The sequence below is a fragment of the Niameybacter massiliensis genome (genome assembly GCF_001282685.1).
Taxonomy (GTDB): domain Bacteria; phylum Bacillota; class Clostridia; order Lachnospirales; family Cellulosilyticaceae; genus Holtiella; species Holtiella tumoricola.
Map to the genome: position 1 here is coordinate 2,789,391 of NZ_LN875035.1, position 22,555 is coordinate 2,811,945.

At 32.7% G+C, this 22,555-nt stretch carries 19 protein-coding genes; 8 read left to right on the forward strand and 11 right to left on the reverse strand.

The window, feature by feature from the left end; genetic code table 11:
* Positions 1–22 precede the first annotated feature (22 nt).
* From BN2390_RS18750 to BN2390_RS18760, 3 genes are all read right to left on the reverse strand, one after another.
* Positions 23–484, reverse strand: a complete 462-nt coding sequence (locus BN2390_RS18750; RefSeq protein ID WP_053985820.1) for a hypothetical protein — start codon at positions 482–484, stop codon at positions 23–25.
* 52 nt (positions 485–536) lie between these two features.
* Positions 537–2,087 carry an LTA synthase family protein gene (locus BN2390_RS18755; RefSeq protein ID WP_198524948.1) on the reverse strand — a complete coding sequence of 517 codons (1,551 nt, stop codon included), beginning with the start codon at positions 2,085–2,087 and terminating at the stop codon, positions 537–539.
* A 258-nt stretch (positions 2,088–2,345) separates the two neighbouring features.
* A complete protein-coding gene (locus BN2390_RS18760; protein WP_053985822.1) occupies positions 2,346–3,131 on the reverse strand; it encodes a hypothetical protein in 786 nt (261 codons plus the stop codon).
* 149 nt (positions 3,132–3,280) lie between these two features.
* On the opposite strand from BN2390_RS18760, the gene BN2390_RS18765 reads away from it, so the two are divergent.
* The 4 genes from BN2390_RS18765 (at position 3,281) to BN2390_RS18780 (ending at position 5,680) form a co-directional block, all read left to right on the forward strand.
* On the forward strand, positions 3,281–3,682 hold the full coding sequence (locus tag BN2390_RS18765; RefSeq protein WP_053985823.1) for a tetratricopeptide repeat protein: 402 nt from the start codon (positions 3,281–3,283) through the stop codon (positions 3,680–3,682).
* A 12-nt stretch (positions 3,683–3,694) separates the two neighbouring features.
* The gene (locus BN2390_RS18770) at positions 3,695–4,591 is read left to right on the forward strand and encodes a DUF5685 family protein (protein WP_053985824.1); all 897 of its coding nucleotides are present in this window, start codon (positions 3,695–3,697) and stop codon (positions 4,589–4,591) included.
* Positions 4,592–5,134: a hypothetical protein gene (locus BN2390_RS18775; RefSeq protein ID WP_053985825.1), complete on the forward strand. Its 543-nt coding sequence runs from the start codon at positions 4,592–4,594 to the stop codon at positions 5,132–5,134.
* Between the two features lie 87 nt (positions 5,135–5,221).
* On the forward strand, positions 5,222–5,680 hold the full coding sequence (locus BN2390_RS18780) for a DUF4430 domain-containing protein (RefSeq protein WP_053985826.1): 459 nt from the start codon (positions 5,222–5,224) through the stop codon (positions 5,678–5,680).
* Positions 5,681–6,064: 384 nt separating this feature from the next.
* Here BN2390_RS18780 and BN2390_RS18785 read toward each other — a convergent pair whose 3' ends face one another.
* Positions 6,065–7,897, reverse strand: a complete 1,833-nt coding sequence (locus BN2390_RS18785; protein WP_053985827.1) for a family 10 glycosylhydrolase — start codon at positions 7,895–7,897, stop codon at positions 6,065–6,067.
* Positions 7,898–8,526: 629 nt separating this feature from the next.
* Between BN2390_RS18785 and BN2390_RS18790 the strand changes: the two genes are divergently transcribed.
* Positions 8,527–9,654 carry a GNAT family N-acetyltransferase gene (locus BN2390_RS18790; protein ID WP_053985828.1) on the forward strand — a complete coding sequence of 376 codons (1,128 nt, stop codon included), beginning with the start codon at positions 8,527–8,529 and terminating at the stop codon, positions 9,652–9,654.
* A gap of 121 nt (positions 9,655–9,775) precedes the next feature.
* Here the strand turns inward: BN2390_RS18790 and BN2390_RS18795 are convergent, their stop codons facing one another.
* A complete protein-coding gene (locus tag BN2390_RS18795) occupies positions 9,776–11,554 on the reverse strand; it encodes a M3 family oligoendopeptidase (RefSeq protein ID WP_053985829.1) in 1,779 nt (592 codons plus the stop codon).
* A gap of 169 nt (positions 11,555–11,723) precedes the next feature.
* Here BN2390_RS18795 and BN2390_RS18800 point away from each other — a divergent pair, with 169 nt between their 5' ends.
* Both BN2390_RS18800 and BN2390_RS18805 read left to right on the forward strand, forming a co-directional pair.
* Positions 11,724–12,293: a hypothetical protein gene (locus BN2390_RS18800; RefSeq protein WP_053985830.1), complete on the forward strand. Its 570-nt coding sequence runs from the start codon at positions 11,724–11,726 to the stop codon at positions 12,291–12,293.
* Between the two features lie 78 nt (positions 12,294–12,371).
* On the forward strand, positions 12,372–13,232 hold the full coding sequence (locus BN2390_RS18805; RefSeq protein WP_053985831.1) for a tetratricopeptide repeat protein: 861 nt from the start codon (positions 12,372–12,374) through the stop codon (positions 13,230–13,232).
* Between the two features lie 48 nt (positions 13,233–13,280).
* Here the strand turns inward: BN2390_RS18805 and BN2390_RS18810 are convergent, their stop codons facing one another.
* The 4 genes from BN2390_RS18810 to BN2390_RS18825 all read right to left on the reverse strand — a co-directional run bounded on the left by BN2390_RS18810 (position 13,281) and on the right by BN2390_RS18825 (position 18,708).
* Positions 13,281–14,270 (reverse strand): 3-oxoacyl-[acyl-carrier-protein] synthase III C-terminal domain-containing protein, encoded by a 990-nt coding sequence (locus BN2390_RS18810; RefSeq protein WP_053985832.1) that lies wholly within the window; start codon positions 14,268–14,270, stop codon positions 13,281–13,283.
* A gap of 33 nt (positions 14,271–14,303) precedes the next feature.
* Entirely contained in the window at positions 14,304–15,833 is a 1,530-nt protein-coding gene (locus BN2390_RS18815; RefSeq protein ID WP_053985833.1) for a methyl-accepting chemotaxis protein, read from the reverse strand.
* A gap of 160 nt (positions 15,834–15,993) precedes the next feature.
* Complete coding sequence (locus BN2390_RS18820; protein ID WP_053985834.1) at positions 15,994–17,268, reverse strand: metallopeptidase TldD-related protein; 1,275 nt, start codon at positions 17,266–17,268, stop codon at positions 15,994–15,996.
* 12 nt (positions 17,269–17,280) lie between these two features.
* Positions 17,281–18,708, reverse strand: a complete 1,428-nt coding sequence (locus tag BN2390_RS18825) for a TldD/PmbA family protein (RefSeq protein WP_330373824.1) — start codon at positions 18,706–18,708, stop codon at positions 17,281–17,283.
* Positions 18,709–18,885: 177 nt separating this feature from the next.
* Between BN2390_RS18825 and BN2390_RS18830 the strand changes: the two genes are divergently transcribed.
* The gene (locus tag BN2390_RS18830; protein WP_053985835.1) at positions 18,886–19,227 is read left to right on the forward strand and encodes a hypothetical protein; all 342 of its coding nucleotides are present in this window, start codon (positions 18,886–18,888) and stop codon (positions 19,225–19,227) included.
* A 66-nt stretch (positions 19,228–19,293) separates the two neighbouring features.
* Here BN2390_RS18830 and BN2390_RS18835 read toward each other — a convergent pair whose 3' ends face one another.
* Both BN2390_RS18835 and bioA read right to left on the reverse strand, forming a co-directional pair.
* The gene (locus BN2390_RS18835) at positions 19,294–20,652 is read right to left on the reverse strand and encodes an SGNH/GDSL hydrolase family protein (RefSeq protein ID WP_053985836.1); all 1,359 of its coding nucleotides are present in this window, start codon (positions 20,650–20,652) and stop codon (positions 19,294–19,296) included.
* Between the two features lie 504 nt (positions 20,653–21,156).
* Positions 21,157–22,521, reverse strand: coding sequence for an adenosylmethionine--8-amino-7-oxononanoate transaminase (gene bioA / locus BN2390_RS18840; protein ID WP_053985837.1), 1,365 nt, complete (start codon positions 22,519–22,521; stop codon positions 21,157–21,159).
* Positions 22,522–22,555 lie beyond the last annotated feature (34 nt).

Sequence of the window (22,555 nt, forward strand, 5' to 3'; positions counted from 1 at the left end):
AAATTTTAACATTCTATTCTTATTATAAAATTTCTACCAGATACTCTTTATTTTCATATTGAGGAAATTTAGCTCTTTCCACTACAAGACCACATGGGAAGGTTGCAAAAAGTACCTCTTCAAAAGTTCCAGATAACTCACCTTTTGCCACAAGTTCATTAAAAAGTATTTCTGCCTGTTCTCTATGGCTTTCAAGAATAATATTATATGTCCCTACATGCCCCATATTCTTGCTAATTTCCCCTGTTTGAAGACGTTCTTGCACACGGTCATTTTGCATATCTATCATAATCTCTGCGATTAAAAGACTTGCAATATCATGCTCTAAAATAGCTTTAATACGTTCTTTAAGATCCTCATCATCTGTTCGATAGTATAATTTTGTAAGAGCTGTTAAGTTTGGCATTTTTAATTCTTCACCATTTGCTTTTACAAAAATCACTTCATCATTTGTATATTTAAGTGTATCAAGTTGTTTCATCATCAGTGTCATCTTCCTTACTGTAGTCTATTTTTATTCTTTTATTAGCTTATCATCAATTTTCTTCAATGCCAAGTCTATTATACTGAATCATCCATAAGTTATTGAGTGTTATTTTTTCTTGTTCTGTTAAGTCTTCTAAAGTTTTAATCTGCCCTTTTCCATCAATAACAAAATGCTCTCCATAAGCCTTTAATATCTTACTCGTATCTAAAAGGTAGTTCATATAGGCATCTTTATGATAACCAATATAATCTAATACTTGACCCCCTAAATACGTTGCATCAATGGTTCCAAAATCCTTCTGAGGTAAATTATAATTATTCCATATTACAAAAGGTGTTTGATAAAGTTTTACACAGTCTTCCTTATCAAAGTTCCCTTCTATAAAATGACTATCTTTATATAGTTCATATTGTTCATCTAAGGCTGGTAAATGATCACCGTACATAACAATAACCGTTGGTTCATCTACTTGACTAAAATAATCTATAAGCTGCTTCAATGCCTTATCTGAATCCTTTATGCTATTTACATAACTGGTTAAACTATTTAGCTGTGTATCTGATAAATTAGGATGGGATACCGTAATATTATTCGCTGTATAGGTATCACTATAAGGCATATGGTTTTGCATGGTTACAACATGATAAAACAAAGGATTATTATCTTTATGCTCATATAGATCTATAATTTTGTCTACTAAAGCTTCATCCGAGATATAGCCCCTTGCTAACTTAGGATTTTCAAAATCCTCACTTGCAATAAACTGGTCAAGCCCTAAGTTTGGATAAGCTTCATCACGTGAAAAGAACTTCTTCTCATATCCATGTAAAGCAACTGTCTTATAGCCTTCTGCCTTAAGTAACTTTGCCATACTTTGAGTATCTTCATGTACAAACTTACTATATGCAATATTGCTTGGGTCCGTAAAATATACAGATTCTCCTGTAAGAACCTCGTACTCTGTTTGACTCGTACGCCCACCATATATAGAAGTAGCAATACTTCCTTTTGCAAAGCTATTTTGATAATCTTTAAAGTTACTTAAAGGATTCTCTGAAAAACTTACTTCTTCTAGCTTTGTTACATCAAAGAACGATTCATTCATAATCATAATAATATTAGGTTTAACTTTCATTTCTTCTTCTGTACCCATTTGATAAGGTGCCAGCAGTCTTTGCACCTCTTCTTCACTGTAACCTTCTGGCTTCTCTAGCATAAGTTCCATAATTTCTTGAGTAAAGCCAACTATAAACCCATTTTCATTATACTGCTCATTTACTGTAAGATCTGAGGAATGAACGCTGATGTCCTTCTCACTAGGACACACTTTAACGCCTACTATTGCTGTTGTAAAAAATAAAAGAGCACAAAGTATTGTTCCAACAAAGCGATAACCTTTTTTTAACTCAATCCATTTACATTTAAATGCACTAATAATGATAGTGATAGACAAAAGTACGCCTATTACAACATTTCGCTCTATTCGTATATTCATCTCTTTACTAATACTCGCAGCTTCCCCTGCAAGTGCTAAATCTGCCGGTACTAAATATTCTCCACTAATGACAAACTTATAAAAAGAGATGATACATAGTGTCATATAGATTCCACCTACAATCAATACACTAGTTCCTATCTTATTAAACATTATGGAAAATATCATAAGTAAACTAAAAATTAAAATCCAATTTATAATAAAGCTTTTAGGATAGTCACATACCCACTTAAAAAGCCCAAAGAAATTCTGCCTGAGTAGTGCTTCCCCACAAAATAAAATAAGAAAACTAAATAGAATCATCCATCCTGAACTTATATAAAATTCTTTTTTTAAATCCCTTTTCATTCCCTCACCACATTCTTATAAAATCTTTTTACACCATCCTAGCATCTCTTCTCTAGTTCCTTTTTTATAGTCAATAACTCCAATTACTTCATCTTTATTAACAAAAATTCTATCATCTTTTTGAGGCAAATGCCAATAAAAACAACCTTCAGAGTTTACTCTTTTACTTAAATGTTCTATTTTAGTGCCTCCAAAAAGTTTTTTTACATAGTGATCGTATTCTAAAACTTCATCTCCTTTTTTTACCCATGTTTCATCTGCAATCAATGAGTTCAAATCTACAATATCTTCAACATGCAAATACTGTTTTTTCCCTTCTTCTTTTCTTTTATATAACGTTGCAGGGCTAAGTACTAATTCATATCGTAAGGTGGTTTCATACTTACTCCAATCCATATCTAATACATACTTATAGATGTCAGCAACTGCAGCAGGAAGTTTATCTGCCTCTTCCTCATGTTCATTACCTTCTTTTATTATACGCCCTTGCTCTTTTTGTACAACCTCTAGCATTGGTTCTATACGTTCGGCATAGATTTGTTCACTTTGTGCCACATATCGCTTTGCCTTCATAAGCCATTCATAAAAGCGTATGTCGTCAAAAAGAAAAATGAGACGGTTATTTTTAAAATTATTATACTTAAGAGGATATTGCATATATTCCAATAGTTTTTCAAAATCCTCATAATGATACACTTCCCACGAATCTGCTTTCTCAAATTTAACTTCTTTAATTTTCTCTTTGTAATAATCTCCTACGTATATTTCATGCTTATAATATAAAAATATAATTGTATCCATTGTTCTCATCCTACCTTCTGCTATTCAAATCATTAACTATTGTATACCTATTTTAATCATTAGACCACATTAATTTGTTATAGTATTTATGTACTTAACTTGCTATAATAGAATAAAATAAAAATGATAAGTAAAACGAGGTGATTTTCATGTCTTCCACTTATGAGGAAGTATGTACCCTTCTTTCTAATAGGGAATTTAAAAAAGCGGAATCTTGGCTCATTGGTCATCCTATTAAAGATGATAAATGGCATTTTTTATATAGTAAAGTATTAATGCAAAAAGCATGGTTTGACTCAGCTAAAAGTCATTTAGAAAAAGCTATTGCACTTAATCCTTCTAATGAAGGTTATAAAAAGCAACTTGCTAGCTTTATGGCTAGACCTGGTCGTTATAGTGATGACTACTATAATGCTAGACGCTATAGAAGACGTAGCGGATGCTGTTGTTGCTGTTGTGACGATGATTGTTGTCACTTTAGTTGTCTTGATCTTATCTGCCTAGACTCTTGTTGTGAATGTATGGGTGGCGATTTAATCGAATGTATTTAAAGGGGGCTTCTTATGTTTGGTTATGTTACACCCTTAAAAGATGAACTTAAAGTACGTGAATTTGAAGCCTTTAAAGCCTATTATTGTGGTCTATGTTCTCATATTAAGCAAAACTTTGGTCAACTTCCACGTATGGTTCTTAATTACGACCTCGTTGCACTGGCTCTTCTTTTAGATGGATTAAGTCCAAATAAAGCTTACGTACAAAAACGTTCTTGTATGGTACATCCTGTCAAGAGCAAACCTATGATTGTTAATAATGAAGCTTTAGACTACGCAGCAAGTATGAATGTATCCTTAGCATACTATAAACTTCTAGATGATGTAGAAGACGAACGCAATCTTAAAAGTGAAGCCTTTGCTTCACTTTTAAAACCCTACAGTTCTAAGTTTAGCCCTGATGTAGTCAAAGTTAATCACTTAATTGAACGTGAATTAAAAAATTTACATGTTCTTGAAAAAAATAAGGATTTTGATTCTATTGATGAAATCAGCCATCCTTCTAGCTTGATCGTGGCTAATATTTTAAAACACTATCCTTATTCTTTTGAAAATGATAGCCCTGAACTTCGAGAACAGCTTTTTGATTTTGGGTATGCCCTCGGAAAGTGGATTTATGTTATTGATGCATTAGATGATTTAGAAAAGGATATGAAAACTGGGCAATTTAATCCTATTGTTATTCTTTATAATCATGAAGATTTAAGCTATGAAACTTTAGTTAAAAAAATTCGTGAACCTATTAGTTTTACACTTTTAAACTGTGGCTATAACTGTAGCCATCTTTTAAAAGCATTACCACTCAAACGTCATCGTGTACTACTTCATAATATTATTAATTTAGGCATGATGGATAAATATAATAAAATCATTTCTCCTTGTGCCCATCATTGTAAGGGAGGTAAATAGATGTCTACAAAGCAACTCGTAAGTGGTAGTATTTTAACTGCACTTACTATTATTATCTTGTATTTAACTTTACTCATTCCAACAAATACACTGACTTTGCTTACATTAGCATCTATTACTGTACCTATTGCACTTATTCGAGAAAATGTAAAGACTTCCTTAATGGTCTATATAACCTCTAGCTTATTAGGGGTTATTCTTTTACCACTTAACATTAGTTTACTTTATATCTTATTCTTTGGCTGTTACGGAATCATTAAATATTTTATTGAAAAACTAAATCGTATTCCTCTGGAATGGTTACTAAAACTTATTTTTTTCAATATAATGTTTACTCTCGCCTATTTTTTATTTGATAACTTAATAACCCCTGGTGCTTTTGCTGGACTGATTAACTTAATACATCAGTTATTTCCTGGTTTACAACTTCCACCTACTGTTATTATTTTTGTTTTAGCTCAAATTGGTTTTATTATTTTCGATTATGCATTTACATTACTTATTGATTTTTATTATACTTACTGTGAACAACATATAAAGTAATATTATACTCTCTGTATTTGTAACTTCTTTTCTTTTATAGAATAGACTAAATACAGAGAGTATTTCTTTTGTTAAAGGATGATGACTATGAATAATTTACTTCCGTTAGCAGCACTAAGCTTGTTTTATTTAAATCATCAAAAAGCATCTTATAGACAATCTGACTCAGATACAATGCCAATTACTTTCTCTGTACTCGGACCAAGTGCTGCTACAATTTTACTACCTCCTACTCCAGAAGATGTTACTATTGGTGATTCCGTTCTTCAAGCCTCAATAGAAGTATTTACTAATCAAAACATCCCCTATGTATTAGGTGGAAAAAATAATAACGCTTATATTACAAGTATTAATAATATCACTCAAAACGATTATGGTAGCTCTAGTCGTTGGTTTTATAAAGTAAATGGTACCTTTTCATCTCTCCCTCCTACTGATTACACACTTAAAAGTGGAGATATTGTTGAATGGGTCTATACAACCAATGATGGCATAGATATTGGCGTACCTTTTAAAAACACTGCAGGAAAAAATAATACACCTTAAATAAATCTTAAACATACAAAAAGGAACGCATTCATCATTAAGATTCTGCGTTCCTTCTTTATTAATACCTTCTATAGATATTATTACTTTGGATATTCCGTTCCCCTACGTTCTCTATCTCTTATAGCACTTCTATCCCCTTATAGTACTGCCATCCCTTATAGCAATACTACTTCTTTTATTCCCCTGTTCTTGCTTTCCCCTTATGAGAATAGATTATATCTACTTTTTAGTGCCTTTTTTTATTTATGTAACGAACACTACAAACTTATGTAGTGAACTAAGTTATTTAATATAAATTAATATATGACTTACAAAAAATTAAACATAACTTTACAAATCAATAAAAAAGTAGTGTGTAGTTATCCTACACACTACTCAACTCTATTCAATTGTAATAATTTTACTACTACTATTCCAATCAACTTTGGCTCCTAATTTTTCACTAATAAAGCGAATGGGTACCATTGTTGTTCCATTAACCATTTGCGGTGCCTCAAGTAAAGTTTCAGTCTTCCCATTAACCATAGCCTTTTTGCTATCTATAGTTAAAACCATCATATTATTATCTTGTTGAATAATAATACTTCTACTTTCACTTTCCCATTCTACCTCTGCACCTAAGTTTTCACTAATAATACGAAGTGGTACAAGTGTTGTCCCATTTTGAATAAATGGTGCTACTGGTGGCTTAACTTGTTTCCCCTTAATAATTAGTTTGATTGTTCCATCACTTACTGTTTGATCATTTGAATTAGGTGGAATAATTACTTCTTGATCCTCCTCTTCAACTACTTCATTATCTCCTAGTATACGAACATAATTAGAACTTACAAAACCTACTTGTCCATTTGTAAGTCCTACTTGATACCATCCATTTGCCTCTGCAAAAATAGTTACTTTTGTCCCTTTATTCAATTTGCCAATGCTACTATAAGTAGTTCCTGGTCCTTCTCTAAAGTTAAGACTATCTTCTGTAACAACGCCCATTTTCCCTACTAATTCTGGATTAGAAGTATCACCTATTTGCCCACTATCTACCTGGTCATCCTTGATCTCATCATCACTATCATCTACCCAGGAGCCTTTATAGTAAGTTTGTAATGCTGTTGAGACACCTTTCCTATTATTCATTAAATCTTTCATACTGAAATAAATACTACCTTCAATCTGAGGGTATTTTTCATTTTCTTTTAACTGAGTAATCATTTCTTCTGCTACAGTATCTTTGTAGATACCTTGCCCTATGTAAAGTTTTACCTTTGTTCCTTTAACTTCATTTGACCACCACTCTACAAGTGTCTTGTAGTTAGCTGTTTGATGTGTTGTCTCCCAATAAATCTGAGGTACTACATAATCAATCCATTCATTTTGTATCCATGTTCTTGTATCTGCACAAACAGTGTAGTAAGACTCTCCTCCACCTGTGTTAGATCCTGTTGGATCACTTTTTTGGTTTTTCCAAATACCAATTGGACTAATCCCAAACATCACATTAGGCTTTGTACGTTCAATAACCTTGCTTACACGTTTTACCATATCATTAATATGTTCTCTTCTTGCATTTGCAGTAGGCCCATCTCTATCTTCACCTACTGGAAGTGGATAATTAGATGGATAGAAATAGTCGTCAAAATGAATACCATCAATATCATAGTTTTTTACAAGTTCTTCAACAGTATCTACAATGTGTTGCTTTACTTGTTCTAATGCTGGATTATAGTAATAAGCATTGTTATAAGACATTACCCACTCTGGATTAAGTCTCGCTGGATGGGTTAAACTTAAACTATTTAAATCTGTTCCTGATTGCGTTACACGATATGGATTTAACCATGCATGGATATCCATTCCTCTCTTATGTGTTTCTTCAATCATAAACGCTAATGGGTCATATCCTGGATATAATCCTTGTGTTCCTGTTAAAACATCTGACCATGGATTAATATTTGAGACATATAAAGCATCTGCCTTTGGTCTTACTTGCACCATAATCGTATTAATCCCAATTTCTTGCATACGATCTAATTTTTTGATAAATTCTTGTTTTTGAGCTGTGGCATTATTCTTATTTTGTACGCTTGGGAAGTCAATATTACTTACTGTTGCCATCCATACTGCTCGCATATCATCAGTATGCTGAGCTGCTTGTATTTGGCTTGGAAAAATACTTACCAAGGAGAATATAACAAGTAATGCCATCATTGTTTTTTTCATCTTTCTTCTCCTTTTTTGTCTTATTTTAATACGTTTTTATTATACTCATCTATTATATACCATAATATGCCTGTTTAGGGTTTTGTCATGAAATCGTAAAGAATTTGAAAAAAGGGTATGATTTTATACCTTTTGATAATACTAATTTATAAGAATCAACCAAGGAGGACATCATGAACAAACATTATAAAGATAATGGCAAAACATCTAGTGACCCTAAAACAGGTAATACAAAAGGTCATATTTCTTCAAAAGCAGGTATCAAAGATCCTGATACTAAATAAGACATCACATAATCCTATACTCTTACAACTTTAAAAGCCATGCATAGATTGTAACTATGCATGGCTTTATATTTATAACTGAATAAATTTCTATTTTACACACTCACTATCCTTTTACAGTATCTACAACAATCTCTTTAATAATATGTTTTTGACAAGTTAAATAACTATGCTCCCTATTACATTATCTATTTTTTAAATATTAGGTTTTTCAATCTCATAATTAATTTTATATTCTATTTGGACTAATACTCTTTTTTCTCGCTACTTCTTTAAAACTCTTGTTCCTTACTTTATTTTACTCTACAATAAAATTATATCTAATTTATTCTTATAGGGGGATTTATGATTAATTATACCATTGGTACATCATCTGAATACGCTGATTTATTGGATTTCGGTAATTACGTTTTTAAAATTGATTTTAAAGAGCTTCTTCCTAAGCTCTATGATGGAAGAGAAGATTTAGCACCTTATCATTTTATAGCTAAAGAAAATGACCGTATTAAAGCTATGGTAGGATGTTTTCCACTAACTTTACAAACTGGAGATCAACTTTTAAAAGGTATGGGAATTGGTACTGTTTCTGTTCATCCTTATAGTCGTGGGCAAGGACATATGAAACAACTTATGAAAAACGCTATGTCCTTTATTGAGACTGAACAAGCTGACTTTGCTATTTTAAGTGGCCAAAGACAACGCTATGAATACTTTGGCTTTACACCAACAGGCTCACTAATACATTTAGTTGTTGACAAAGTAAACTTAAAACACAAAGGAATTACTCATTCAACTACAGATACACTTAAGTCTTTTGATACGCTATCTCAAGATGATCTACAACAAATCTCAAATTGGCATCATGCTAAACCACTTCATAGCATTCGTCCATTAAAAGATTTTGTTGCTATTTGTAAATCTTGGGAAGCAAAGCCTTATGCTCTTTATAATGATGGAATTCTAAAAGGATATATGATTCTTGCTGGCTCTAATATTTTAGATTTCTACATTGAAGATACTAGCCTTCTTGGCTCATTCTTATCTTTAATCTTAAATAAACTAGATTTAGATGGTGTTAACTTATCTATTGGCTTACACGATCAAGAGAATCTTAAATACTTGATGAGTTTTGCGGAAAACTATAGAATGGCTACGGCAACACAACTTAAAATTGTAAACTATCAAAATTTCATTCAAGCCTTCCTAGAACTAAAAGCAAGCTATGAACCTCTTGAAAAAGGAAAACTTATTTTAGAAATCAAAGATCAAGTAATACTCTCAATTGAAGTTAGTGATACTATCCAAGTTTCACCTACAACACATACACCTGACATCAGTCTATCTCACTTAGAAGCCACACACTTTATCTGTGATCCAGTTAGCTTCATTCCTCAAGAACTAAGAAGTTTTAGTCACATTATTCACTCTTGGTTCCCACTCCCATTTAGCTATTGTCATACTGATAATGTGTAAGTATATAAGAAAAGGACTAACCTATTACAATTTAATAGGTTAGTCCTTTTTACTATAAAATAAATATTTGGTTAAGTGTGAGGGCATGTAAGTAAGCTTATTGTATTCCAACTTCTCAAATTTAAATTTCGTAGCTTAATTTGATAAATGTATCAATATCTTCTTCTATTGTTTTAAGAGATGCTTTCCAGAACTCAATATCATGAACATCGATGCCTGCGGCCTTTGTAACATCTACGATTTTATTTTTACCTGTAAGTGCAAGGATTTTCTCATATTCTTCTGGGAAAGTCTCTGGTTTTTTACAGTATTCTGCGTAGAGGCCTTTTGCAAAAAGAAGACCAAATGCATATGGGAAGTTGTAGAAGTTTCTGGTTGTGAAGTAGTAGTGTGGTTTCCATGTCCACATATATGGATGTAAATATTCTGGGTCCAAGCCATCACCATAAGCTTCTTTTTGTGCATTTAGCATGGCATTCTTAATTTCTTCTACTGTAAGTGGACTCACTTTACGTTTTTCAAATACTTCTGTTTCAAATAAATAGCGTGAATAAATATCTACAATAACTTGTGTTGCATCAGAAATCTCTGTTTCCAATATAGAAAAGGCTGCTTTTTTATCTACTTCCTTAATAGCAGCTTTTTTCACAATAGTTTCACAGAAAGTAGATGCTGTTTCTGCAAGCGGCATTGGATAAGATGTATTAAATGGTGATTCATTATTTAAACATGCACCATGGAACCCATGTCCTAACTCGTGAGCCATTGTAATAACATCACTAAAACTATTGCCATAATTAAGTAAAAATCTAGATTCTTTGATTGTACGAATTGTAGAACAGAATGCCCCACCACGTTTACCTGCTCTTGGATATACATCAATCCAGTGATTATCAAATGCTTTAACTGCATAGTTACCTAAGTTCTCACTGAACTTTCTAAATTGCTTTTCTACAAAAGCTTGCCCATCTTCATAACTATAAGTCATATCTGCATCACATACTGGTGCATACATTTCATAAAATGGTAACCCATTGTTATAACCTAAAAGTTCTGCTTTTCTTCTTAAATAACTTCTAAACTTAGGGAAGCTTTCACGCATTGCACCAAGCATTGCCTCAAGTGTCTCACGGTCCATACGAGATTGATTAAGTGTCATCTCAAGTGGAGATTCGTATCCTCTTAAAGCACATACAGATATAGCCTCTCCTTTAATACCATTAAGTGCAGCTGCTACACCATCCTCAATTTTTTTATATGACGCAATTTCAGCATGATATGCACGTTCTCTTACCTTTTTATCTGTGTCATATGCCATATTAAGTGCAACTGTTAATGGATACTCTTTCATCCCCTCTTCTTCTTCAATCTCTACTTTATGAGTAGAAATAATAAGATTCTTATAATCTTCCCATGCTGAAGAACCTGTTTCTTTTAATTTTGCTAACATGGTTTCTTCTTTTTCACTTAAGCTATGTGCATTGTTAGCTACAATTTCACTTAAGTAAAAATTATGTTCTTTAAGAAGAGATGACTTTTCTAATAATGTAGCTAAATCTTCAATTTGGGCAATCCATTTATTCACTTTCGCCATAGGTCCTGCTAATTCATTTCTTTTTGCTTGCAAAATTGCATTGTTCTTAATCGCAGGTTCATTTTTTGAATTTGTACTAAGGGTTAAATGAATAAATGCGCCTAATCTTTCTTGATAGCTATATAGTTCTAAATCTTTTTTCATAAAGTTCTCTAATTTTTCAACTTCATCCTCATGATTATTAAAATTTATGTCTATCCATTCTTTCATTTCATCAACTAAAATCGAACTTTTTTTTAAATCTTCTTTGAATTTCTCACTTTCAAATGAATCATATAAAGGGGTTAAGTCCCACTCTAATGCCATATTCACTCGCCTCACTTTCAATTTACTTTATTTTTTAGTTTTTGTTATATATTTCATATTATAAGTTAACATTTGACTTATGTCCATTAATCTTGTTTTTTTCTGTCATGTATATTTTTTTTATACTTGCAGATAATAAATGACAAATATTACTTATTGGAGGTTTACTATGAAACGTAAATTAGCTTTATGGGGCGTCATTGCTCTAACCCTTTCATCATTATTAGGAACTGTTTGGGCAGCCAATAAACTCTATCCTATCAAGGCATCCTTAAATAATAATTATAAGTATACCCTTGATGGCAAACAAATTATGAAGAACGTTCCTGCCATTATTTATAACAATCAAGTTTATGCTCCTATTTATAACCTAGCTAAAGATCTTGGCTATAGCGTAACAGTTACAGAAAGTGAAACAAATCTTGTAAAACCAACTACTAGTACACCAACTACTCCAGCTCAACCTAGTGATACTGTTACTATTGATCGTGCGCAAATCATTGCAATTAACTTTGCAGATGATACAGTGACAGTTGTTCCTGCCGGAAAATCTACTGATACTAAAAATCAAATCGTACTTAAAGTTACACCTGAAACAACTATCCAAAATAGTAAAAACAAAAAAGCTTATAAACTATCTGATTTAAATACAGGTATTGATGTAAAAGTTGTTCATTCTTCTGCTATGACTAAATCTATACCTCCTCAAACAACAGCTTATAGTATTACCATTTTATAACTTTACTCAATATTTTTCCTTCCTTGCTTTATATGCTATAATAAGAGCTAAACATTTATAAAAAGCAGAGGAAGAATTATGGATATAACACAGTTGGGCGAAATAGCCTACGAAGATGGTAAATATTTAAAAGCACTTAATTACTTTTTACAAGCTTACAACGAAGATCAAGATACCTATACTCGCTTAAATATTGCACTATGCTATCAAGCGTTAAATAATAAAGAACAGGCTTTTTCAACTTATGAAGCTATTATCAAGGAAGATCCAGATGAATCTATGGCCTATTATGGTATTGCTTCTTTATATGATGATGATCAAAACTATGAAATGGCCATTGCTCATTATCAAAAAGCTATTGAAATAGATCCTTTTTATGATAGAGCCTATTTTTTCTTGGCTAATGCCTATGATATCTTAGGAGAAACCTCTAAAGCTATCGAAACGTATAAAGCACTTCTTGAAATGGTTCCTGATGATTTTTGGGCACTTACTAATCTAGGATCTATTTATGAAATTCAAGGTATGATTGACTTTGCACATCAAATGTTTAAGCGTGCGCTAGCATTAGAACCACATCATTCAGTGGCACTCTTTAACATGGGTGTTATAAGCTCTAAGCTTAATCGTTACACCGAAGCCATTCATTATTACAAGCAATCTTTAACTCATGATACTTCTTATCCTTATACTTATTTAAATCTGGCAGTTCTCTATAAAGAACAAGGTGAAATTGAAACAGGATTAGAAATTCTCAATGATGGTATCTCTCATATTGTTGAGGAGGGTTTTCTCTATTATAATAGAGCTTGCTTCCACGCCTTACTTGGGCATCTTGAAGAAAGTAAAATAGATTTAGAAAAAGCAATCAAGCTTCATACTGGCTTTTTAGAATACTCTAAAAAAGACCCAGATTTAAAAGCTGTTTTATCTCATTAAAAAAAGGACCTTATAGGTCCTTTTTTGCTACTCATAAACTTTTATTACTTAATACTTCATAAGAATACTTACTATTGTCCAATGTGTCCCTACTGTCCACATGTTAATTAAATCGCCTCTTTGTATACGCTTTTCTTTTATAGCTTCATAAAGTGCTATAAAAGGTGACGATGTTCCTGTATAACCATACTCATTCCCTATGTATATAAACTTATCCCTTGGCACATCTAATGCCTTACTACAGTTTTCTACCAATCCTAATGCATATTGTGAAGAACAAACGAGTTTAATATCTTCTAATGTGTAAGCATTTCTATCTAACAGTTCTATTAATGCATCTTTCATATATCCCGCTACAAAATCTGCGTCAAAAGGTGTCCACTTCATATATAGTTCTTCTACCTTTTCTGTTACACATTGTGAAAAACCTTTTTGAGGGTACGTTACTAATCCCCATGTCTTACCGTCTGTACGATATGTACTATCAATAAAACCAGATTCTTGTTCTTTTGTTCTTTCTAAAATAACTGCACATCCTGCATCTCCAAATATAGGATAGGTATACTCATCTTTGTCTGTAGTTGTAAAAGTTAAGCACTCAGCTCCTACAATAAGTGCTCTTTTAAGATATGATTTGGCCTGCATAATTTGTACTACAGTATCAAAGCCAGTTAACATTCCTGCACAGTTAACATTGATATCCATAACCTGTGCCTTTCTACTGCCTTCAATAAGTCCATGTAAAATAACTGCCTGTGAAGGAATTAAATACTCTGGACTTTGAGAACAAAATACTATAATGTCTATATCTTCTCCCTTCAAACCCTCTTTTTCTAAAAGTACTTTTGTAGCTTCATACCCCAATGATAATGTATTTTCTTTTTCTCTATCAGCTATATAATACTGTTCTCTTCCATAACCTTCTAATAACCGCTCAATATTTTTTCCTTGCTTTTTAAAATGCTCAATATAAGAATCAGCGTATACAACATTTTGTCCTCGCTGAACTTCAATACCTCTAATTTTTATATTTGTCATCTGATATACCTCTTTTATTAGATATTAAAAGTATTATTTTAGCAAAGCTTGGATCTCATCAATAATTTGGTTTAAATCTTCGATATGACATACAATTTGTTCTATAGCATGTTTATTGTCTTCAACTAATTCTGTTATTCCCTCTACTTGAGTCACTTCATCTTTCATGCTATTTGTAACTTCTTCATTAAATTCTACCGTCTGCTTCGTATACCCATATTGTTTTTCTGCCAATTCATCTACAACGGTTACTTTATTAGCAGCTACTTTTAGCTGTTCTAACATCTGATTAATATCTTGTCCCATTTGAGTAATTACATTGTTATGATCCCCTATTTGCTTTGTATTTTCTCTCATAAGACCTTCTACTAAATTAGCATCTTGCTTGAAGTTATTAATCACTTCATTTACATTTTGTAAAGATTTTGTAGTGCTATCGGAAAGTTTCTTCACCTCATCAGCTACAACTGCAAATCCTCTACCATGCTCCCCAGCACGTGCAGCTTCTATTGATGCATTTAATGCTAATAAATTAGTTTCATTTGCAACCTGTTCTATAATATTTAATAGGCTATCCACTTGAGTTGTTTTACTTTGTAGCTCCTGTGCAACTTCTAGTGTATGATTGGTAGAAGTTGCAATTTCTTTATTAATATTTAAAATATTATTTAGCTGTTTCTCATTATTAATAAATAACTGCACAAGCTCATTAGAAATATTTTGTGTTTCTTTCATTTGGTTTGATATATTGGCTACCCCAGTTTTTAGATTTAAAAGATTTTCTCTACTTTGTGATGACTTATCAAGCATCTTAGTATTACCTTGTACGATTCTTCTACTCACTTCATATATATTTTCCATAGAAGCTGTTTCCTCTTGTGCAATACAAGTTAAGGAATGAGAAGCATCTGTCAACTTATCCATTAGTAAGCTTACTTTACTAATAATCATCTTTAATGCTTGGTTATTTTTCATCATACGTTCTTGCCCTACATTTGCCAAAATATGTCCTGAGAAATAGCTCATAACCACAATAGCAGCAGTATTTAACCCTCCAACTAAAATCAGTGCAATCACTTCATCTCCTACAGGAACACTTTTAAGCACTGTTATAGGGTGTGTCATAAAATACATTACAATGATGGCAATATTTATGATGACATTAATCACTGTAAGCTTAAAATCTTGCTGTAAGGCTACTAAAACTGTAAAGAAAATACACGTTGTCCAAAGTATTAATGATGGCATTAAATTAATTACCATTCCAAAGTTTAAAATACATATAATAAGTACACATGCTTTAAACTTTTGGTACGTCTTAATTACTATTTTATTTCCATCATACATTTTTTTTAGAATGTAACTTAAGATTATTATCTCTAATATTCCAATACATTCAAAAGCTATAAATCCTCCTATCGGTTTAGATGTGTAAAATCCAAATAACCTACACCCTAATGAAACAACCATCGCTGCAGCAATAGCCCCAACAACGATCCAATACGTAGCTTTTGCTACAGACGTCTGATAAAACTCTAACGTTGTCATCTCTTGATTATCCATATTGAGTTCTCCTGCTTTTTATATTTGTTTATGGGTAGCATAAATATTATATAATATTTTAAACACCAGTTCAAATTAGAATTGATAATTAAATTATGTTTTCAGTCTGATTTCATAATAAAAGAGACTATTGTGTCAATAGTCCCTTCCTTATTTTAACCTATTCTCCTGCAACCATTATATCTTCTAAGCAGATAGATACTGGACCTTCATAACCTTTTCTTACTTGACATTCCTTTGAAAGCATCAAATTATGCTGTACTTCTTGAATATTACCTGAAATTGAGCCACCTGTAAGTGGTGTAACTTTATCCCCTTCATGATAAAGAGCAAGTCTCATTTCTCCACCAAAATCTCCAGTAAAAGGATCTATTTGAAAATCGGAAAAGCTAAGGACTTCTAAATAAGTTCCTTGTTTCATTTCTTCTAATGTATGTGTACCTTCTGCAACTTTCACAGTACCATAAGACCCTGTTGGCTCTATACCTAGATAATGAGCAAACTTACATGCTCCATGAATAGTTTTTAAAACACCATCTTGAAGTAATACACGGTCTACCATTTTGATACCTTCACCACTATAGGGATCTGTTGCTTTTAATATAATATTTAGCTTATCCCCTTTTACATCTTCCCCTTGCACACAGTCTTCTACTTTAAAATTAGAGTACTTTGGATAAACCATGCTAGATGCAGATTTAAAGGTATAGTAATCTAATAAAGTTGCTATATGGATATCTGATAATATAACTTTGTACTTACCTGTACGAGGATTGTCTTTTGCTTGTGCTCTTAATGCCGTTGTTTCTAGTGCACCTTTTACTTTAAGTGCAAGTGCCTCACATTCTAAGTTTTCATAATAGAACTCATGATAGGTCTCTACATCTTGAGGCACTCTACATTGAACGACAAACTCTCCTTTTGCACAGTATTTTTCATAGGATACATCTATCCCTTCTGAATTTAAAATATGTATTGTACGTTTTTCAACGAAGACTTCACTTGAATTTATAAAAGTTTCTTCTTGCGTATCATATTTAAATAAGGCATCTGTAAGCTTTCTAATACATTCTTCTAAAGAATAACTTGCTAAAGAGGTCTGAGTACATATCTTATCTTCTTTCTCTCCTTTAGGTAAAGGATAGTAAAGATTGTTTGCAAAAGAAGCAGCATAATATGCATCTTTAAGTGTATCATCTACTTCTTCATAAGACATACTTGGATAAATCTTTGCTGTTGCAGAGCCTCTCATCTTTGTACCATCTTTTTCAAAATCACGAAATACATTAACAACATAGTGTGTTACTTTTTTCATGCGACTCATATCAAGTTCTTTTTTTACAAAGAATAACTCTACAGACTCTACTTCTGCTTCATTAATAAGATAGGTCTCTATCTGATTTGTTTTAAGTGCTTGTAAAATTTGTTCTTTCATCATCTTCCCCCCTTATCCTAATCTTACTCGTGTTTTAATATATGGACCACCAGTAGATACTTTGACCCATTCTTTATAGCCTTTACCACAAGCACCTGTACCTACTAATTGTAGATCCTTAGATACCATAGAAATCGATTTTAATAAATCTGGTACATATCCTGTTAATACAACTGGTGAAAAGATTTTACCTGTTAACTTACCATCTTTAATTTCTCTTGCAATACTTACCATACATTGGATTCCCCAGTTTTTAGGGTCTTCCATACCACTAGCACTTGCATCAAGTAGATAGCCATCTTGAATGGAAGCAATCATTTCCTCTAAACTAGAATCTCCTGGTTTAAAATAGGTATTAGTCATACGTGTATACGCTTTTCTTTCATAGCTTTCACGTCTACCATTGCCTGTTGGTCTAGTATCTAATTTCATAGAAGTTAATCTGTCACTAATACCTTGTTTTAAGATCCCTTTATCGATAATAACAATATCTTGGGCAAGTGTGCCTTCATCATCAAAGAAATAAGAACCTGTATTTTCTACACCAACTGCCCCATCATGCATTGTAACAAGAGGGGAGGCCACATATTCATCAATGTATTCTTTTGCAAGGGCACGGTCTTTAACAAACATATCCATCTCTACACCATGTCCAAAAGCTTCATGTGCAATAAGACCTGATACATCCGGTGCACAAATCACATCATATGTACCTGGTATCATTTTTTCACTATGTAGAAGTTCACAAGCTATTTGTACAATTTCTTCTACCGAGCTATCCATTTCATTTAATAGCTCACTTCCACAAGCCCCTGAGAAACCTTTATAATGATAGTTATTTTTGTTACCATCATCGCTCATACACATTAATGCACCCGTTGACCACATCAGGCTTTGCTCCAAATCTTTATTATTAGATAAAAAGCATTTACTAATTTCTAGGTATTCAAAATCTGCACGAAAATCAACAACTCTCTCATCTAAAGATTTTCCTTTAGAATGTAATGCTGTTAATATCTCTATGATTTTTTCATCCCCTAAGCTGCGTGGATGTTGGTCTATTTCTTTTGCTTTAGAGAAAGTACAGCTTTCTTCTTCAAGCTTTTCATATTGTCCTTCGGTAAGATTATCACTCAAATCTTCCGGCAACTTATTTACTTTCATAATTTGGTTTAAAAGTTCATCTATACTATTTGCATCTATTTCATTAAAAACATACTCACTATAGCCTATACCATTATAAACTTTAGCAACAAAGCCTCTTTCATCAAACATGCCATTTCCAATATTGGTCCCTGCACGTGATACCCGATAACTTTTCCCTTTAGCATCTGTCCCTAAAATAGAAGCATATGGGTAAACTTCTAATAACTTATTTAATAAACTTATCAAATAAGGCTTAACCTGTTTTAAATAAGGGCTCATTTCTACTTTCATCATTTCACCTTCCTCTTCTAGATTGTACTATACTTTTTTATTCTATTATGTAAAAATTCTAAATTCAACTCTATTTTCATATATTAAACATTAATTTTTGTTAATAAATAGTGCTTTTTATAAACTATATGGTATACTAAGACATATTAACAAATGAGGCGAAAAGCCAGGAGGTACTTTATGAAACTATCTGACTTTCATGTTCAAATAGGCACTAAGTCCATCAATGGAATATGGGCTGCCATTCTTGCAATCGTCATTGCAATCCCTATCCTTGCACTTGTAGGTGTTATTTTAGCAGGGGTATTTTCTATTGTTGGTGTCATCATTACAATCGCATTAGGTATAGCAGGTATTGCTATTATTATAGGACTTCTTTCACTCCTTATTCCAAAAAGCTGGCGTGAAAAACTAGGTATTCATGTAAACTTCTCTCGTGAGCATGCACAAACTTCTAAACCTAAAACGACGCCTGATGGAAAACCTATTATTGATGTAGACTTTGAAGAAGAAAATAAATAAAAAAGCTACTGCATTTAATGCAGTAGCTTTTCTTATATCTAATACTTCTAAGTAATTATGTACTTATTATACTTCTAACTTATAAGCCAACTGTAGCATTTGAGATTTTTCATTCCATAAGCCCAGTGTCTTAACTGCTCCATGAAACATATTAAGATGTCCTGCTGCCCCTGGGTGAATACAGGATTCATCCCCAGCTGCAATCCAACCACCGCGTTTAATCATTGCCAGATGAGCTTGGCCCATTTGCATCCATTCATCATAATGATTAATCAGTATAATTTCATTTTCTTTTGCACATTCTTTTATGGCTTCTACATATGGAATAAGTCTTATACCTCTTTCACTTGGTGCATCTAAACAAGGATTAGGTGCACGGAGCACAGGGATAGCCCCAACTTCTTTAATATCTTTTACTATTTTATAAAGATTTTTTCTAAAGGCTTCTAAACTCACGTCACTTACACAATCATTGGTTCCAAACATAATAAAGACCACATCCACATACTTTTTGTACATCTCAAATCGTGCTTTATAGTTTTCAAGTTGGTCTTTTGTTGTAGCACCTGATACAGCTGTGTTAATAACCACATCGCCCACTCTTCCATACTCATCTTTCAAAAATTGCTCAAAGAGTTGAGGAAAACTTGCATACCCATGTGTATGCAAGGCACCATGTGTAATACTATCTCCTATAAACAACCAACGTAATGGTTGATCTTTATCTCTTTGAATAAGTGACTTAATAGAGCAAGCATATGGATTTTCCTCTAGCGTACTTTGCCCCTTCTGATATGTCTCCACTACTTCATCTAATGCAAAAGTTGTTACATCACCAATAGTTCCCTGCATCAACTGGTAGCCTATCTCTAAATGTCCGAGTGTATCTAATTCACCTTTACTATAACTTTTTCCTTTGGTCACACATTGATTATAATGATCTATTAGTATAATCATATGATCTTCTTTTGCCATCTCTATCATTACCTGAGCACACTTGTGAGCTTGCTGATTAAGATCATCTTCTTTTGCAGGTACAGGAGTCTGCAGTATAACTACAGCACCTATTTGTTTTACTTTTTCTACAAATATTTTGAGTGCTTCTTCAAACATACTCACCGTTTCAAATTTACCGTGATAATCTTCTGGTCCTGCTAAAAAGGCTACTGCCTTAGGTTGATACATACTTACTAATGTATCAAATTTCTCATTAATTGATTTTATATTTTGACCTGCTTGAGCAGTATTGATTGTATAACGTTCTCTTGTCCCAACATGGTCATTATCTCGCTTTTCCCATCTAATATGTTCTTCAAAATGTCCAATGAAGTTTCTAGCGCCTTGTGTTTGATGCCATCCTCCTTGTACATTTATTCCTCCTGTAAATACCCATGTGTTACCACTCTCTAGATTAAATAAGTCCATGTAACCTTCTCCTTGTACATTTATATATAGAAAAAGCTAATTTAAGTTGTCCCCCCTTAAAACACATAGACAAACTTAAATTAGCTTCTTTGTAGTGCCCATTGAGCTACTACTACGCTATATTCTCCTTTATAAAACCTTCCTAGTACTATACTTTGCTTACCAGGTGCAGCAGTCCTTCACCTAATTCCTCTCTTAGTGAAAAAAGCATCCCTCTTTTTATTATACACTGCAAGGTTTCAATTTAGGCACCCTACACTTATGGATTACATTAAGTATAAAACTAGTCATGTCTATAATCTTATAGAATGTAGCTTAATCGTTAGTGCTATATAATAGCCACTTTTACTATTATATAGTTAAAGAATTGATAGCAATTCTTTTTACAATTTAATTATATAAACGTTTTTTAGACAAGTCAATAATATTTTGCTATCAATCAAAAATATACTTATTATAAATACCTAATATATATCTTATATAATGAAGAAACTCATTTTAAAATCAAAGCTTAGATTTGTTAATTACTCCATTAAAATAGGTTTCTATACTTGCTTTGCAAATTGCAATCATCTCATCCATTTCTTCTTCTGTCATACTAAGAGGTGGATTAAAATAGAGTACATTGCCTAATGGACGTAGTAATAATCCTTTTGACACTGCTATTTTATAAATCTCATATCCTATTCTTAACTCACTTGAAAATGGCTCCTTTGTCCTTTTATCTCGTACAAGCTCAATGCCATTAATAAAACCAATATGACGGATCTCACCTACGTAAGGTAAATCTCCTAGCGCATCCTCTACTTTCTTATGAAATAAAGCATTTCTACTTGGTAATCCTTCTAGTATTTTTTCGTCTTCAAAAATATTTAGTACTGCAAGTGCGCAACTTGCACCTAGAGGATTGCCACTATAAGTATGGCTATGCATAAAAGATCTCCCCTCTAAATAATCTGCATAAAAGGCGTCATATACTTTATTCGTAGTGGCTACTAAAGCCATCGGCATATATCCACCAGTCAAACCTTTAGAGAGACAAATCATATCTGGGCTTATACCTGCATGTTCACAAGCAAACATTTTCCCTGTACGCCCAAATCCAACAGCTATTTCATCTGCTATTAAGTGGATGTCATACTGGTCACATGCTTCTCTTAGCTTCTTCAGATAAATAGCTGGATATATTTTCATCCCTGCTGCTGCTTGCACCAAAGGTTCTATAATAAAAGCTGATACTTCTTGTCCATACATCTTTAATTCCTTTTCTACTTTCTCAAAGCATTCTGCTTGACAGTTCTCTCTACACTTTCCATATGGACAGCGATAACAATCTGGTCCTTGTACTCTTGTTACATCTATCATAAGTGGCTTATAAACTTCTGTATAAATATCTAAATCTCCCACTGATAATGCACCTATGGTCTCACCGTGATAAGCATCTGTCAAAGCCATAAAACGTTTCTTATTAGACTGCCCCGTTTGTGCATGATAATGGAAACTCATTTTAAGTGCCGCCTCTACAGCAGCGGAACCATTATCCGTAAAGAAAAACTTATCTAGCCCTTTAGGCAATACTTTATGCAACCTGTCACACAGTTCAATGACAGGCTTATGTGTAAAATTAGCAAAAATCACATGCTCTAAACTTTCTACTTGTTTGCAAAGTGCAGCATTGATTTTAGGATTTGAATGTCCAAATAAATTACACCACCAAGAACTTACTGCATCTAGATATACATTACCATGTGTATCATAAAGTCTAAGCCCCTTTCCTTTTTCTATCACTATAGGCTTAAAGCTTTCATAGTCTTTCATCTGAGAACAAGGGTGCCATATATATTCTAAATCCTTTTCTATATAATCCATTACCTCTTCACCTCTTCCCATTTCATTAATACCT